General features: G+C 46.4%; 12 protein-coding genes. 4 read left to right on the top strand and 8 right to left on the bottom strand.

Annotated features, from left to right (window positions below; all coding sequences use genetic code 11):
* The first annotated feature begins 148 nt into the window (after nt 1-148).
* The 4 genes from ACYVK4_RS18840 (at nt 149) to ACYVK4_RS18825 (ending at nt 2248) form a co-directional block, all read left to right on the top strand.
* The gene (locus ACYVK4_RS18840; RefSeq protein ID WP_461129071.1) at nt 149-382 is read left to right on the top strand and encodes a hypothetical protein; all 234 of its coding nucleotides are present in this window, start codon (nt 149-151) and stop codon (nt 380-382) included.
* A 641-nt stretch (nt 383-1023) separates the two neighbouring features.
* Entirely contained in the window at nt 1024-1155 is a 132-nt protein-coding gene (locus ACYVK4_RS18835; protein WP_461129070.1) for a hypothetical protein, read from the top strand.
* 460 nt (nt 1156-1615) lie between these two features.
* On the top strand, nt 1616-1879 hold the full coding sequence (locus ACYVK4_RS18830; protein ID WP_461129069.1) for a hypothetical protein: 264 nt from the start codon (nt 1616-1618) through the stop codon (nt 1877-1879).
* A 198-nt stretch (nt 1880-2077) separates the two neighbouring features.
* The gene (locus tag ACYVK4_RS18825) at nt 2078-2248 is read left to right on the top strand and encodes a hypothetical protein (RefSeq protein ID WP_461129068.1); all 171 of its coding nucleotides are present in this window, start codon (nt 2078-2080) and stop codon (nt 2246-2248) included.
* Nucleotides 2249-2905: 657 nt separating this feature from the next.
* On the opposite strand, the gene ACYVK4_RS18820 is transcribed toward ACYVK4_RS18825, so the two are convergent.
* From ACYVK4_RS18820 to ACYVK4_RS18785, 8 genes are all read right to left on the bottom strand, one after another.
* Nucleotides 2906-3907 (bottom strand): hypothetical protein, encoded by a 1002-nt coding sequence (locus tag ACYVK4_RS18820; RefSeq protein ID WP_461129067.1) that lies wholly within the window; start codon nt 3905-3907, stop codon nt 2906-2908.
* A gap of 85 nt (nt 3908-3992) precedes the next feature.
* Nucleotides 3993-6710 (bottom strand): hypothetical protein, encoded by a 2718-nt coding sequence (locus ACYVK4_RS18815; RefSeq protein ID WP_461129066.1) that lies wholly within the window; start codon nt 6708-6710, stop codon nt 3993-3995.
* 141 nt (nt 6711-6851) lie between these two features.
* Complete coding sequence (locus ACYVK4_RS18810) at nt 6852-8243, bottom strand: protoporphyrinogen/coproporphyrinogen oxidase (RefSeq protein WP_461129065.1); 1392 nt, start codon at nt 8241-8243, stop codon at nt 6852-6854.
* Nucleotides 8244-8337: 94 nt separating this feature from the next.
* Nucleotides 8338-9099 carry a glycosyltransferase family 2 protein gene (locus ACYVK4_RS18805; protein ID WP_461129064.1) on the bottom strand — a complete coding sequence of 254 codons (762 nt, stop codon included), beginning with the start codon at nt 9097-9099 and terminating at the stop codon, nt 8338-8340.
* A gap of 231 nt (nt 9100-9330) precedes the next feature.
* Nucleotides 9331-10476: an acyltransferase family protein gene (locus ACYVK4_RS18800; RefSeq protein ID WP_461129063.1), complete on the bottom strand. Its 1146-nt coding sequence runs from the start codon at nt 10474-10476 to the stop codon at nt 9331-9333.
* A gap of 85 nt (nt 10477-10561) precedes the next feature.
* Nucleotides 10562-12364, bottom strand: a complete 1803-nt coding sequence (locus ACYVK4_RS18795) for a hypothetical protein (RefSeq protein ID WP_461129062.1) — start codon at nt 12362-12364, stop codon at nt 10562-10564.
* Nucleotides 12365-12366: 2 nt separating this feature from the next.
* Nucleotides 12367-14190: a glycosyltransferase family 39 protein gene (locus ACYVK4_RS18790; RefSeq protein ID WP_461129061.1), complete on the bottom strand. Its 1824-nt coding sequence runs from the start codon at nt 14188-14190 to the stop codon at nt 12367-12369.
* A gap of 33 nt (nt 14191-14223) precedes the next feature.
* Complete coding sequence (locus tag ACYVK4_RS18785; protein WP_461129060.1) at nt 14224-16350, bottom strand: OmpA family protein; 2127 nt, start codon at nt 16348-16350, stop codon at nt 14224-14226.
* Nucleotides 16351-16444 lie beyond the last annotated feature (94 nt).

Below are 16444 nucleotides of genomic sequence, written 5' to 3'. Positions count from 1 at the left end.
AGCCGGACGTGTTGTGAGCTAGCTACTTACCCGCTAAAGTATTTTAGTTGTACTGTAAAGCTATTTTTGTTGTGACATATAAAGTCGGGCGGCTCATTTGGATGGTCGCCCGCTTTTTGTTTATTTCGCTTGTCAACCCCGTACGCCTATGCAACCTGCCGATTTTACCCGACTTTCTGCCGACAAGCAACTCGACACGCTTTACTTTACGGGCGACATCCTCGCAAATCGTTACGAAGAAGAAAGTATTTTCCTGCTTTACAACCTGCGTGACTTCTATGTAGAGTTACGTTACGACGCGTACAACAATACATTGAACCAGGTATCTGCCTTTCGGGATACAGTCCGTCTGGAGCCATATTTACCCTACCTGGTGGTATAGTCTTCAGTTTTTGTTTCTTATACGTTTCTTCACTATCCGGCCGAGATCGGGAACCCCTGCTTACTTACTGAATCACTCCCCTTACTGGCGAGTTGATTTCTATTACTCCGCATTGAGTATTGTTGCCACTATCTAAGTGATCGGCTCGACAAGGGCATTGTAATCTAAATAGCTTGGCTAAGGGATGAGTTCTTCTAAAAGGTTGCCTCAGGTTCAGCCTTTATTTGCTCACTGGCCTTAGCTTCAGAATGAAAAGCCTACGTATAAATTCCATTCTATACAACGCTGTAATTACTTATACTATGTTTAGCAATCGGCTGTAAACAGTTTGTTGGATAAAATATTACAGTATATTTGTTTAGGTATTGATTAAAATGTAAATAAAATATTTGCTTTATTTTTAATAGGTAAATATATTTGTATGTAATTGGTGGGAATATCATATGATATAAACTGTATGTTGTGCGGGCTGCTGATAAAGGATATTACTTACGCGTTTATATTACTTAGTATTAAATGAGTATTAATACTAAATTCAAATTTGTATTAATAATTATAGTTGTTCATATTTATATCACAATTGAGGATTTAGAAAGCAGATATTATTTTACAAATTCATTTAACGTACCTACCGTAACTTATTGAAACCATGTGTGATAAAAGAGAGTTTGCCGGACTTTTGTTGCCTGATCGTTTACCCGAAATGCCAGATCAATCAATGGCTGGCCCATTTCTTTGCCGAATTGCCTATCGACATGCAAGTGGCCGATTGATGCGTGATTGGGCGATACTTAATTGGATTCCTATAGTGGGAGAGGAAGGAAGGTGGAATCTGGAGGGCTATGATGAAGGTACACAGGTAACTGATTGGCAGCCAATGCCACCCATACCTAGTTATTTGTAAAGGGTATGATCGAGAAAAGCAATGCGAACCGGAGTTCGATACGTGTACCAGATTAAACGTGTAAAAATTTGATGTACGTTTTGAACTTCGGACTCTTGCGAATAAAGTTTACCTCAAATGTTGATGCTTGTGAGGATAGAAGCCTTGTTAGCGATATTTCGTGGATGCTGAAGTTGTTTATTGACACGAACATAATCTTGTAGGATCGTGCTATAAATACTATGCGCGCTCATCCTAATAAGCATACTTATCTGGATACACAGCTTATCTATTTATAAGTATAATTACTTAATAAGTTTGGCAGTTTTTGGGATTTACTAAAATACTCTATGAATATTAAGTTTACAACGATTGATGATAAAAACCGGCTTCGGAATTTTTCCTGGTGGTTTCCAAATATAGAAACAGCTTTTGACGTACTAAGCACCTTATGTACTAAAGGACAGTGGCTTATTAAAGCCGAACTCATTGATGAATTGGAGCGGACAGCTTTACCCATAGCGGCATTTGATGGGGTAGCAATCTCACCGGTTCTTAACGAATTGGAAAAAGAGTGGCAGCTACTGCTTGATTTGAAACCACATCAGTCCTGATTTGTAGTTATTTTAAGCTAGTTCTTGTGCGGAGTCTGATACGGTTACTATAGGCTGAAGAAAAATACATCTCTATTGGTAGTACTTGTAGAGTTTCTAGTATTATTTGTTGGCATTAGCTGTCAGCAAAGCGCTGGTCCAGATCCGGCTCCCGGCAAAATTAAGCTGGTTGGTATATACTCAATTCAATCAATTCAGGTGGAGCCGGCTCTCCTATCGGGAACGGATATTCTGGCTTTATATGATGACTCACTGGGCGCTTCTCCCTGTCTTTGCAATGTATTGATTCAGTTTGGTGCCGATGGAACTATTGGTTTCAGGAAGCCTGCTGTTTGTGCAGACAATGAAACGCTGACCGGAATTACCTAACTATAGCATGGTGATCATTGGTCTTTACAGGATGATCAGCTGGTCACTATAGGCATTGGTCAACCAACCCATTATACAATAGTGGCAGATGGGCAAGATATTGTACTAAAGTTAGGCATTGAGCAGGGGTATGCCAGTAGTCTTGATGAAAATGATGCTGGTTACACCCTGTCTATTAAACTACATCGGTTATAAGCCAGATTCATATTAATAAAAAGTAGTATACGGTTAATATAGGAAAAAGATAATTTTACCGGTATTGTCTTTAATTTATACTATAAAGTTAGGCAAATATTCTGTCTTTAAAGAATGTCGTATGTCAGGAGCTACTCTGACGACCTACCTCCCCATAATTTTTATATGCCCGCTGTTCTCTTTCAAGCTATACTCATCGATACACAGAGCCGATCCTCGATCGAAGTGGCCAGAATATTATTTGGCGTGAACTCCATCGAGGAGAAAGAAAACGCTTTCAGGGACTTATGTAAGCAAAAGTACCCTCAATTGGTAATTAAAGAGCCGATCCGGGTAGCTCCCGCCCGGTCTATGTAAGCCGTTGAGAAACAAAATTTTATAAAACCTGTTAGGGCGAAACGGCCTGTCCCAAAGGTTACGAGTAATGCTTAAGTGAAGAATTCTTAGTCCTTACTAACCGATTTAAATCCGGAGTTTTTGCCGAACTAAATTTAGCCATTGCTCGCGGCCCTCACAATTCCAATGGGTATCACTTTTTAGGTAAGGAGTTTGCCGGCTGTTTTTAAAGGACTCGAAGGTGTTGATTGTCGGTACTTGTAGCTTAGGATGTTGCTGTATTCGCTCGATTAAATGATTATAATTACCACGGTTGGTTTCCAGAATACTGGCTTTATTGGGGATAACAGATAAATAAACGGCATCGAATCCAAGTTTTCGGTAACGGTGGGCAACCCTGTTAAGGCTGTCAACGAACACGTCTATCTCGCTGTTGGTTATGGGAGCGAATGACGAAAGTTGCTTCTTGGAAGTATCTGTGTCACTTCGGAGAAATAAATAGGCGTGATCCTTTGACAAACTGACGCTGGAGTTCTCCCGACCAAACCATTCGAGTGTCAGGCTTGCCTTTAATTCTTTGAACCAGAAAGCCCAGTCACGACTGAATAAAGCAGTTTCCAGGCGCTCCTCAACATCGCTTCGGTGAAATTCATTGCTGATTCGTTGTTTGAGGGGAAGTTCAGGAGTGGGTATTCGAGTCGTATCTGTCTCAACGATAAACTCACCCACGGAGCGGGCAAAATGTTCGCGCACATGCCGCTCTACCGATTCAATGAGCAATATGTTTCGTTTTGTTGGGTTCAGTTGTACACGTTGTTTAAAATCCCAGGCAACGCGCTGAAAATGGCTAACCCTAAAGTCTGAAATACTAAGCCGTTGTGGTTCAGTAAAGCTGTCGCCAATTAGGTAAAGGTGTGTAGAGGCTGTGTCGCTCGATCGATTAGATGGTGTGCAGACGGGTGGTGCCTGTTTAAATTGAGGGAGTGCGGAGAGTCGATAGAGATCGCCAAACCGGTAATCGTCTACCACGACACCCATGTCGAAAAGTCCGTGCAATAATGAGCTTGAAAGGCCTCCTCCCCACAGTATAAGGGCAATCAGTAAACAGGTGTATCGTAAAAAACGCATAGCGTATTGAGCGTGGTGTATACAGGTAAATGGCATGGGTAATCGAATTGAAAAGAGGGCGTTCCAATAAGTTGCTCCGCACTTTTTACCTTAATCGAATACTAAATAGCTGTACGGCCTGTTGTGCACCGCTGAGAATGTACAATTCATTTGTTCGTTCATCGAATTGCAGCGAAACCAGAAAGTCACTCGGAATGGGCCGTTCATTAATGATGCGTCCGTTCAGATCATACAGCATCGTAAAGTTACCGGATTTTATACTGATCAGGTCTACACCTGCTCCAAGACGATGATACCGTATGTTGTTGCGGCCCGATTGTAAGGCCCTTACATCGAACCGTCGACTTCCTTGCTGATCAAGTACAGAGACTTCAGTATCTGTAGTACGAAGAAGCAGCCAGTTCGTCAGATCTTCATCCGGGAAGAGCCTGAACGAACCATTGCGAACTGGTCGGTAAAGTTGGATTCGTGCCGCAATCAATCCATTGGCATTAATTGTCAGCAACTGGCCTTCATCGGTAATCGTCCGGATTTGCGTTTGGCCAGGTGGTTGAAAGGCGGGTCCAACGAACTTAATCTCGGGTTCCTCTTCATTCGTTCGTTCAATTTTGGCAGGGAAATGAGGCAGCTGTGTTCCATTTTCCCGCCAATGATTTAACGTTCCATCTGCCTGAATAGCCAGTACTTCCATGCCCGAAGGAGTTGAAAGAACTTGAAAGGGTAACTGTAACGCGCCCGTATGTGGCGCCGTCAGCAAGCGTACAAAGGTTCGCAACTGACGGTCGAGTGCATAAATATGGCCATCTGTATGCGCAGCAAGTGCGACCAGATTTCTTTGTTGACTCCCTCTTGGCCTGACTAAAAAAGATGGATCTATACCTTTTGGTAGAGGAATTGCCTGTAAGGCCACTTCTTTTTTAACCCGTACCGGATCAGCAATGTATAAAGTTCGATCCGTCATAAACAGATACTGCAATCGTCCGTTGTTCAGGAAATCGACCCCTAACGCATTGCTTCGTATCGGACCGTCGATGTTGTTCTGAACTAGTTTATCGCCATCGGGAGTGACCAAAACAAATTGCCCGGCTGTATTCTGAGCATAGAACTGAGCAGAACTATCGCTTAAATTGCCGGTAACAATCGGCGCTGATATAAGTGGCGCATTAAACTCTGTTTTCTTTAGCAGGAGTAACTTGTTCAGCACAGACCGGCTGGCCCGGCGGGTAGTACGACCCAGAATGACGGTCGACTGAATATTCTCATTGCCATAACTCGCTTGATACGCTATATTCTCAAGATTCGCCAGTGCCGGGCTACCCGTGGCTGGATCAACTTGTTCGAGTAGGGTTTGCCAGCCCAGAGGCCAACTCGTAAGCATGTTGGTATGTCCGCGGTTTAACCGGGCAAAAGCGGTGAAGTTTGCCGGACGCAGGGTTGAATTCAATATCTCGGCCTGACGACTGTCTGCCGTCCAGACAGCCCCGCGCTGGACCTGCTGTAAATAATCTTGCAGGGCATCTTCGCTGTTAGCGATAATAAGTGAAGAGCCATGTTGTGTTATCCAGCATTGTGAAAAGCCCGAGAACAGGCTACTGAATAGAGAGGCCGGTAGTTCCGGTACGTTAAGTTGCAGGATTTTATGCCCCAAATAGTTTTTGGGGGCAATGACACGTCTGGCCCCGGACCGGTAGGCTACTTGTTGATAAGCATTTGCCAGCATTTTGCCATCCTGAGCGGTAAGGATCAGAATCTGGCGAAGTGAGCCGGTTTGCGATTCAAGCCGACACAGTAAAATGTCTGGTCCCAGCGATTGATATAAAGGTTTGGTATATGGCTGTATTTGCTTGAAGCGGTCGCGGAGAAAATCGCTGGAGGCAGACCCCAGTAAGTGACTGAGGGATTCGCCAAAACGTGGGGCGTCGCTGACACCAATGTGGTAAAGTGTGGCTGTGGTTTGTGGAATCAGATTACCATAATGAATACGACGGGGTGTTTGTTTGGCGAACAAAGCGGCCACATCCTGTCGATTCCCAATCTGGTCGACTGCATAGCCTATCAGGTGCGACTGGGAGGCTGACTGTCTGAACTGAAGGTTGAGTTCTTCGGGCAGGAATAAGCGAACTAAAGAACCCACATTACTAAACAGGGATTGAAGTACTTCGGGGCGGACGGATAAACCTGCCAGGTGGTCCGCATCTACCCGGAAATCAGGTTCTGCAGACCCGATCTTCAAAGGTTTATGCATCCGCTTGGCTACATTCTCGATCAGAATGCCCGATACGCTGCCAACCAGAAACCCATCCGTCAGGATGAACGACCCAACGGGCTCGTTTCCCCTCGCTACTAAATCGTAAATTTTTTCGCCGGAATATGTATGATTGAGTACCCGGTATTGTCGTGGGTCAGGATTGGTTAATCGATTTAAAAAAGCCTGATCTTTGGCCGAAACAGGCACGTAGAAAATGAAGTCGAGTGTCGTCTTTGAAATGGAGTGTAACGAGTATCGAATGTTACGACCGGCCACAAATGAAAGCACAGTGGCTGAATCGGCCGTTGCATATAGGAATCGATCCAGTTTTTGTCGGGCTTCGTCGAACACCGGAAGTTGACGAAGCGACATCTGATTTCGCAATGTTCGGGCTGAGACCGTGTCCTGTAACCGATCACTGGCCAGTACCAGCAAAGCCCCAGGCGGCACCAGAGAGCCAACAGTACGATGTGTTGGAAACAACTGTCGATAGCCAAACCAGCACAAAAGCATAAGGAAAGCAGCACCCACACCAATCCAGAGACCTCGTTTCATATATAAGTTGGTAAGTGGCTTTGCCTTAGTCGGTAAGGGGCTTCGCCTAAGTCAGTAAGTGGCTGACGCAGAAGCCATACTCGCGCGTCAGCCACTTACCGACTTACTGACTTAGGCGAAGCCCCTTACCGAATGCACATTTTACTTTCCCCACATGGCATTGGCAGTTTCGGGGAAGGGCATTGTTAATTCCGGAACATTCGCGGCCACCCGATTGGCCCATTCGACTCCCTGCATTAACGAATGATCCTGATTACTAACTTCATACTTCCAGGCACCAAACCGGCCTCTTGAATAGATGTTGTATGTTTCTAACTTGGGCAGAACGGCTTTCAGGATGGCGTCGCGTTCAACAGAAGGGGTCGGGTACCCATAGTCAAAAGCCATATGAAAAGTCGACACAACGTCATCTGCCGACTCGATCAGTTGATCTTCGATCAGCGCCCTTATTGTGTCGTCAATCAGCGTTTCACGATTAACCGGCTTCATTGACGATTCGCTGGTTTCGGTCATTAAAGACCAGTTTTGGCTGATGTCCGGAACGTTGTTTGAACTATAGTTAGAAAAAACCGTCACGCGGTAGTAGGGGCTGTTTGCTTCGGGAAAATACATCCAGCACATGGTTTCAAGACTCTTCTTAGGCTTACCTTTCAGGCCGATTCCTACTACATTCGTTGACGAGTGTTTAAGGCCCTGAGCTGTCTTTACGGTCTCGGAGTCTAAACCATCCACTTTTTGGGTGAATAGGTCCAGCGGAACCGTACTCATCAGGTGTTCGTATTCAAGCTCTTCGCCATTTGCCAGAATGATTCTTTTCTGCGGGCCAATGACTTTTTCGACCGTTGCATTCAGCTTTACGAACGCACGTCCGAGCAGGTCACCAACGGCTTCCCAAATGCTACCTGTCCCCCCTTGCTTAGGAAATTTAAAGGTACTGTTCGGTCCCCAGGAGAAATCATCCTGGTCAAAGATGATATTTTTGGTGACTCGTTGAAGATCGGTCACAGCGACCCGTTCGCCAACCCAAACGGCGTTCATCTCTTCTGGCGGATAGGCCCAGACCTTGAAATTGTACGGAAACATGAACGTATCTGCCAACCCCTGCCCAAAGGTGGCCAGGATCCACTCACGAAAATTAGCGGGCTTCTGATTGGTTGGGAATTTGTAGTTGTGGATGATACCGTCGAGGCATTTCCACATGGTTTCCGGCGTTAGGTATTTGATGTTGTTTTGAAAAGGGTAGGGGACAAACCGATTCTCGATCCAGACCCATGATTCCCGCTGGTGGTTCAACCAGCCATCTGCGCCTAAAGCCTTCAACATCAAATCGTCGAAGTATTTATAGTGCGAAAACTGCACATGCCCACCAACATCCCAGGTGAACCCCTTTTCGTCTACGAAGCTTTTTGACCAGCCACCAATACGATTCTCTTTCTCTAAAACAATGAAATCGGTAATGCCCAGTTCTTTCAGGCGATAAGCCGCTCCAAGTCCTGTTGGTCCAGAGCCTATAATGATGTACTTATACTTCATAGGGCATACTAGTAGATACGTGATGCAGGATGTGTGAAATAGGCTATTGATATTTCGATAGGCTGTATCATATATCCTGTACCATACATCGCGGTTAAGCGGTTACCGGCTCCGGTTTTTTTAGGGCTTTCACTTTGCCGCTCAGTTCAAACCTGAATTGAGCTAACTCTTTGAAACTTTGAATGCACACTTTTAAGAGTTTCCATTTTAAAATGGAAACTGTACCGGTCAGGCGTTCCTTGTGGGTAATGGGAATATCAAACGTGTTGAACCCTGCTTTTTTGGCCATAACAGCCAGAAAAATATTGGGTGCAAACGGCGTTGGCGTAGGTAATTGGGCCAGCAGTTTACGAAGAAAGGTACCGCGGATCAGTCGGAAAGGAATATTACTATCCATGATGTACGTTCCATAGATGAACGCAATGCTTAACCGCAGGATTTTAGTAATTAACAGCCGGGCGGGAGCATCATATCGTTCTTCACGATATCCCAGAATAAAAGGCGACTCCTCCCGTTTGTCCCAAAGCTTGCCGAAGTCATCCGCAATGAACTGATCATCACTATCGGTTTGAAAGACATAGGCTGAGTCCAGGGCAACGGCCTGCCGATACCCGTTCACCACGGCGTTGCCATGACCACCGTTGGGCTGATGAACAACCATGAGCTTGGGATACCGATGTTTAATCTGGTCTAATATGGCTCCTGTTTTATCGCGAGAACCGTCATTAACAACAATGAGACGGGTATTTTCAGCAGGAAACTGGCGGGTCAACAAATCAGTCCACTGCTTGACAACAGTTTCGATAACTTCTTCTTCGTTGTAAGCCGGCATTACAATTGACAGCAGGAGACTCATACTTTGGTAGATAATGGATACTTATTAATAGACAATCAACACGGATTGTGAGCAACACAGTGAATGGGGAGCCGATTTTCTACAGTACCTGGAATCCCCGAATCGTCGTTACTTGTATCATAAAGACTTACAAATATAGGGAATTGTTACCGGGTTAATTGCCAATCTGGTTAGTACCTTAGGGAGCGGCCAAACTGTTTTATTCGTCGACTACGTTGAGACAAGATGTGATCAATACGAGAATCGATCTTTTAAATTATTGATCGGCTTTTCAATTAAAAACCAGGATATCGTAGCCAACGTAACCGTTAGGGCCAGATAAAATGAAAACTGAAAGAAATAGGAACTTGTCAAAAAGGGCATCATACCCGACAACCGGTTCCAGGCTCTAACCGTAAAGTGCGTAGGCTGGGTATGAAAAACATTAAAGACGAAGTTGTGAAAAAGGTAAAGGCCATAACTGATTCGTCCCATGTACTGACTGACGGGATGTTCCAGCAGCCATTTCATTAGCCCTTTGAAGCCAATCAAGGCATGGCCAATCAGAAAAAAACCAAATACGGAAGCGGTCAGTCGTTCCCAGACTTCAGAAACAATATTGTGGTATCCCCTCGGCGAGTCGAGCGAAATCCAGTTGTTAAGATAAACTGAAGCGGCAAATATGAATAGGCTGATCCATACACCTGCCGCCGAGGTGAATACCTTTATTAGCCACTCGCGTCGGTAAAGCCATCCGTAGGCCATCAGGGCACCTAAGCCAAATGAATCGAGACAGGTAGGCGTTGAGACATATTCGATGAACCAGGGTAACCGGCTACGGTACAACACATACCGCAGCCCCACACTGCCAATAATCATCAGGATGGCAGTAATTGGCACCGCCCGGCGGGGAATAAAAAAGAGTAGGAGCGGAAAAATCAGGTAAACCTGCTCCTCAACCGCCAGCGACCATAAATGATCGACAGTACCCATCCACGTTTGATGAGTGGCAATATAAATGTTCGTAGCATATAGCGCCAGCCAGCCAATCGTTCGGCGAACGGGTGGTTCGTTGATTAGGTAGAGAATGAATAACGTCAGGTAGTAAATGGGGAAAATCCGAATGGTTCGGCGGATGTAAAACGTTTTCAGATACTTCCCCAGTCCACCATTTGGCTGATTGCTTAATTTGTCTTTGCTTGATAAAAGAATGCGGGTAATGAGAAAACCGCTTAAGACAAAGAAAATTGTAACCCCCAGCGCCCCCAGCGGCAACCCATCAACCCGCCCTACCATCCAGTGATCAAACAATACCATACCAACGGCTACAAACCGGATGCCGTCTAACTGTTGAAAATGATTCAACGTAGAACGAACAGACGCAGTCGTTGGTACCATGGATGGACTTGACGAAGTGGGCGAGTGATTTTGATTAGGAACCAACGGACTATCTGATTAACTATATGACGATGATGAATGGATTTTACCAGTTTTTGGCTTCTTCGGCCCCGGATGGACCCGTTGAGGTGATGCGTTGATTGGTCGGATGAAGGACACAGTCGCCGTTTTCCGAAACAGTTACAACGAAGAGTTGATACATCCCGGCCTCCATTTGATTGGGTAAGATACTCGAGTTAAATCCATTGATCAACAAATTATTCGGATTAAAACCAGCCGCTAACATGGACTGCTGATTTTGCCGTACCGGAAACATGTATGTTCGTTTGGATGAACGGGCCAGTACATAGGCCCCTGCATCACCAAGGCCTCTGGGGGGTAGCGTGGTGTTTTGTAGGCTATAGCTGCCATCTGTTTTTTTGAGCTCAAGGATAATGGCAGCCTGGTTTGCCGGGCCGTAAAGAACAGATAGAGCTTGATCGTAGAACACAGAGGTTGGCGGAGTATAGTGTTGCGTAACGGGGTCGGATAATGCGGTGGGGCTGTTGGTGGAATGGGTCGAGTTAAATTGATTGGTCGTATTCCAGTGCCGCCACCAGATGACCTCGTCCAGAAAAGCGAAATAGGAAAGTCCGGCAAACATAACACTGGCAATCAGGCTGCCAGCTGCCCACCAACCGACTATCTGCCGGGGTAAATTGGCCGTAACGACTATGTATAAAAGTGCCAGGCCCGTTAATGAATACATTTTATACCGACTGGTGATCAATAAGTCGATACCTGCTCCAGTTCGAGCCCAGGCTACTACTGCGGCCGTTCCCAGAATAAATGCTGCGCAACTCCAGAAAAAGAGAGTTAGCGACGGAACGACCTGATCGGCGGCAAGCGAGTTGGCTTTAGGTGCCGTCAGGCGTCGGAACAGTTTCAACAATAACAAACGATTTGTGAACAGTCCCCAGCCCGAAATGCCCAGCGTTAGCAGAACCATCAGTCCGCCAAGCAGCATACTGTTTCGAAGTGGAAAGTTGCCGGGAATCGCTTCGGCAGATGCTCCCATAACGGCGAGCCAGCCTTTTGTCAGATCAATAACGCCCGGTTTAACATACTTTACACCTTCCGGTTTTTCGAAGCCCGTAAAGTATAAACCAACCACAACAACCGCCCCGATAACCCAGCCAAGCAAGGGATAATAAGCGTGTTTATGGTTTCTGGAAAAATAAGCTGGCCACCGAATAACCAGAATCATAGCGCCTAACGGCCATACCATCATTCCATTACCACTGGTTAGTGTGGCTAGTACACCGGCCACGAATGCCAGTTTCCAATGTCGGGTATAACTTAAAAAATAGAACGCGGCTATCACCCATAAAACAACCGAGAAGTTCTGTAATGCAGCCATACCCCAATACATGTTTTCCCACTGCGATAGATTAAACAGCAGCCAGGCCACGGGTATCGAGTAAAACACGCATTGAATAGCCGACAAGTCTTGTCTTGAGTAGCGCAGAGCAGACATAAAGACAGCCAGTAAACCAACAAGGCTCAGGTTGCCAACCAACATCAAATGGACGTAGTTTAGCGTTCCTGCCAACCGGTAATCAATTGCCGTTACAATTCGGTCATAAACAATCCGGTGCTCGTTGTGCTGCCTGAAAAGCTGATAGAACTTTCCTGTCAAGGTCGGTTCCTGATCGAAATAATACAGAAAAGCGCGCAGGGCGTGATCATCCCATTTAGGGATGTTTATGGCATACCTGTACCACAACAGCCCAAAAATCAGGATCGGGAGCGCAAGCAGCAACCAGGCAACGCTACGTTTCCACCAGCGGTCTGCTGATTGCGTATAGGTGCGGGGTGCATTGTTTGCTGTTGGCTTTTCAGTGGTCACGATTAGTATCGGTATTTGGTACCTTCAAAATCAAAGATAGTGATGCGCTTTCCTGTTGGACCCTTTATCAGAATGATGCTGTCGGTTTGTGTTGTATCCATCCGCTGGTAGTACATCGCATCTTTAGGCAAATACACGTTCGTGTACTGCGCATCAATTATCGAGTGAGTGGTATACGTATTTTCTACTTCATCGCGGGGGGCTGTGCGGGGGGATGGATAAAGAACGGTGTCGCCCGGTGCGTAAAGCTGCTTGATTCGATTGGCAGCCGTGTTATATGGGTTGGCTATACGGTAACGCCCGTAGTAGGTATACTTGGGAGCCTGATCTTCATAGATTCGGTAAAGCAGGTCAATAATGTAATAACTCTGGAGCAGTAAAACCGCTACCAGCGTCAGCCGTAAATACGTCGGTTGGCGAAACACCTGCCGTATCGTCAGCCCAACCAGTATAACAGCGTATGGAAATGAAAAACCTGAATAACGCTGCATGAGACCATAGGTGTGATCGTTTTTGAACGCAATCCCGATGATGAACAGGGTTGGAAATGTAGTCATTAAACCAACCAGGAAGAGAAAGCGTCGATCTGAATGATTTCGGTAGCTCACGCAGGCCTGATACAGCAAATAATAGAAAAGCGGTACAGCAGCCGTAACGATCAACCGGGCTGAAAAAATAGTATAGACCGCAAAACCAATCACGAGCAATAAAGGAACTGCAACACCAACCCAGCCGGGAACCGTTTTGCTCCGACCAAACCGGTGGACGATAAAAACGGCAATGCAACCGAATGCCAGCGCAATGATCATGTTCCGAAAAGCCAGTATCTCAGAGGATAATCCATTGGAGAACATCATTAAATCCGCCCATAGAGGAATGGATTTTTTGGTGACGTTGGCAATAGTAGCGGGTAAGATGATGTTGAATCCATTATTATATGGATTCGTATAGGCAAGTTTTCCATACAACTGAGCCTGATAGGCCAGAGTCTGGAAGGTATATTTACCTCCACCAAAGACAAACCAGGGAAGAATCAGGCTAACTGTACCACCAATATAGCTTAATCCCAGACCGATGTATGTTTTAATGTCCCGGTTAAATATCAGCAGGTAAATGCCGTGACACATGAAAATAGTAACGGCCAGGTAATGACCCAGCGTTGCGAGGGCAAACCACAATCCATACCCTATGTATAGCCCGATGGGTTGTTTGCCTTCTGCCCGTTTGTCGAGAATCCTCAGGAAAAAGTAAGTGCCCAGCATGGTTAAAAAAATGGTCATGCAGTAATTGCGTGCCATATGGCTGTAGGCAATGAAAAAGGGCTCGATAGCCGCGATAAACGCACAAAGGAGGGCTAGCGGTTCGGATCTCAGATACCGTTTGACCATCATGAAAACAAGGCCAACGATAAGTGTACTGAAAATGATGGAGGGCATTCGGACCGATAGGTCACTGTTTCCGAAGAATTGTATCCAGACCCAAAGTAAGGCATAGTGCGACGGACTGTTGCCTATGTCGTTTTGTATAATGCACCGAATGTAGTCAGACAGGTGTTTCTCTTTCCAGAACTCTTTTGGGGTAAAGTAGGTCTTGCCCGGTGTAAAGAAAACATCGTGCTGGTTAAATCCTTCCAGCGCTGCCCCCGACATGTTGAGGACGGTGAATTTCTCGTCCAGATAGAGGCCATGTATGCTTGATTTATAAAGCCGAAGGCCAAGCGCCAGAATCAGAATCAGAAAAAGCAGTAAGCGTGGAGAACTTAGCTGGGCAAATAAACCAGAACGACTATCGTTCGTCATGCGGTGGGTGGTGAGTGAATGCGCCATTTAGGCACAAAGGTAAGCCACTACCTGTTGGTTTTACAATTTCAGGATGGTGAATTCTACCCGTCGGTTCAGTTTCCGCTTTTCTTCGGTTTCGTTACTGGCAATCGGTTTGCTGGGTCCCCATGCCTTTGTTTGAATCCGTTCGGGGGCAATTCCCTTACCCTGCAGGTACTCTTTAACAACATGAACCCGATCTTCCGCCAGCTTCATATTCAACTCCCACTCACCCTGGTTATCGGTATGACCTTCCACCAGTAACTCCATCGCCGGGTATTTGCCAAGCATATCGACTACCCGGTCCAGTTCCGTATCAGCACCCGGCAACAGCGCAAACTGGCTTTGCTGAAACAGAACTTCCCGCATCGTGATCTTTTGCCCCGGCTCTATTTTTACCAGGAACAAGCTCTTGCGAATATCTCTGAAACGTTTGTCTTTACTGAGGTCGATGGTTTCAGTGGTGGGAAAATACCCTTCCTTTCTCGCTGTCAGACTGTAGGTTTTCTGGGTTGGCAATATTAGTTTAAACTCACCGGACTCCGGGTTATACTCCACTTTATCGATTGGCTTCTCGTCGCCAAATAGATTCGAGACCACCTCCGAGGCAACCGGTTTTTTGCTCTTCGAATCGAGCACAATGCCCGTAATAATGGCAACCGGATCTGGCTTGATTGCCGGATACAGTTTCAGCCTGAATATGTCATCTTCACCCAGCGAACCCGCCCGCGAACTTAGGTAAGCATAATCGCCGGAGGCCGGAATGGTAAAGTAGCCATCCCATTCTACTGTGTTGATGGCGGGTCCCAGATTCTCGGGCTCACTCCAGTTGCCCCAGGAGTCATCGAGCCGTCGTGACACGAATATGTCCCCATTTCCGTATCCAGGATGCCCTCCCGATGTAAAATAGAGTGTACGCGCGTCGGCAGCCAGAAAAGGCGAACTTTCGAAGTCAGCCGTGTTAATCACACCACCCAAAGACACGGGCTCTGTCCAGCTGTTATCGGGTTTTTGTACAGACACATACAAGTCACGGTCGCCCCGCGTATCTTTTCGCTGAACGGCCAGAATAATGGCTTTTCCATCGGGTGATACGCAAAACTCCAGCTGGTTCTTTTCGTGCAAATTGTAGTTGTTGGCAATTTTGCACTCAATTGGCTGCGACCAGCCCGCTTTGGTGTGGATGGATTTTGAGATGCCGAACGACATGCCTCCATCGGGGCGGTATACGTTAATCAGGTAAGCGGTTCGGCCGTCTGCGGCCATGCCACTAATCGCGTTGTCGCCGGTGTTATTGATAGGAGCACCTATGTTAACAGCCTCACTCCAGCCGGATGGGTTGCCACCAACACCCGATTCGAGAGTAGAATACCAGACATCCTGCCGATCCGATGAGCCTAGGTTCGCTTTGTTGAAATTCCGCGTGAAATAAAGGGTTCGTCCATCAGGCGATATTACAGGCGCTACTTCCTGGCCCTGCGAATTGACCGTTTTGCCGAGGTTCTCCTTTTTTATCTCCTTCGGTGTGTCTTTGGAAATGATAATGCTGACAGAAACGGGCTTTACCACTTCTGAAATGCCAATGGCGTCAATTTGATTCAGTCCTTTCAGGGCAGCACCATTCATGACGACTTTTATCTGCTGACAAACCAGGGCCGAATCCTTGGGGAAAATACGCAGGAGTGGGTCAGTGCGGGGCTGAATATGAGTGGCTTCATACACCGTGTGTTCCGTGCCTTTGCCATCAACGACGATCACCCGCACGACAGAGCCGGGATTTACATTTTCCGCAATGACGATCTGACGGGCACGCATTGGCCGGGCAAAACCAACCTGTATCCATTCATCGGCAGTGCCATCGGCATAAAAAGGGGCCCATGCGCACGGGCTCTCCCCCAATTCGGGTAGTTTACTCGGGCGTCCTAACGCCTGAGAGGCTTTATATTGATCGCCGAATACATCCCCCTTTTTCTCAGATGAAACACCAACGACTCGGCTCGCCCACTGAACCGAACTGGTGGATTGCCGTTGAGATTCAGATTTACTGTCTGGCTGCTTTGGGTCTGACTGACGAATCCCGGCCGGTCCTGCTTCATTTGATTGTGCAACACCGGTTAATGAAATAAGTAAAAGACTGGCAAAGAAAAGGTTACGTCGCGTATGCATACTATAAAACGCTCTATAAGCCCTAATATAGGAATCAAAGTCTGTTGAAAAAAGCAATACTTGACAAATGGGAGAGGGTAGGAGAATGAATAGG

This window comes from Spirosoma aerophilum, from assembly GCF_054782495.1.
Note: the sequence above shows the minus strand (reverse complement) of the source record. Positions and strands in the feature narration are given on the sequence as shown.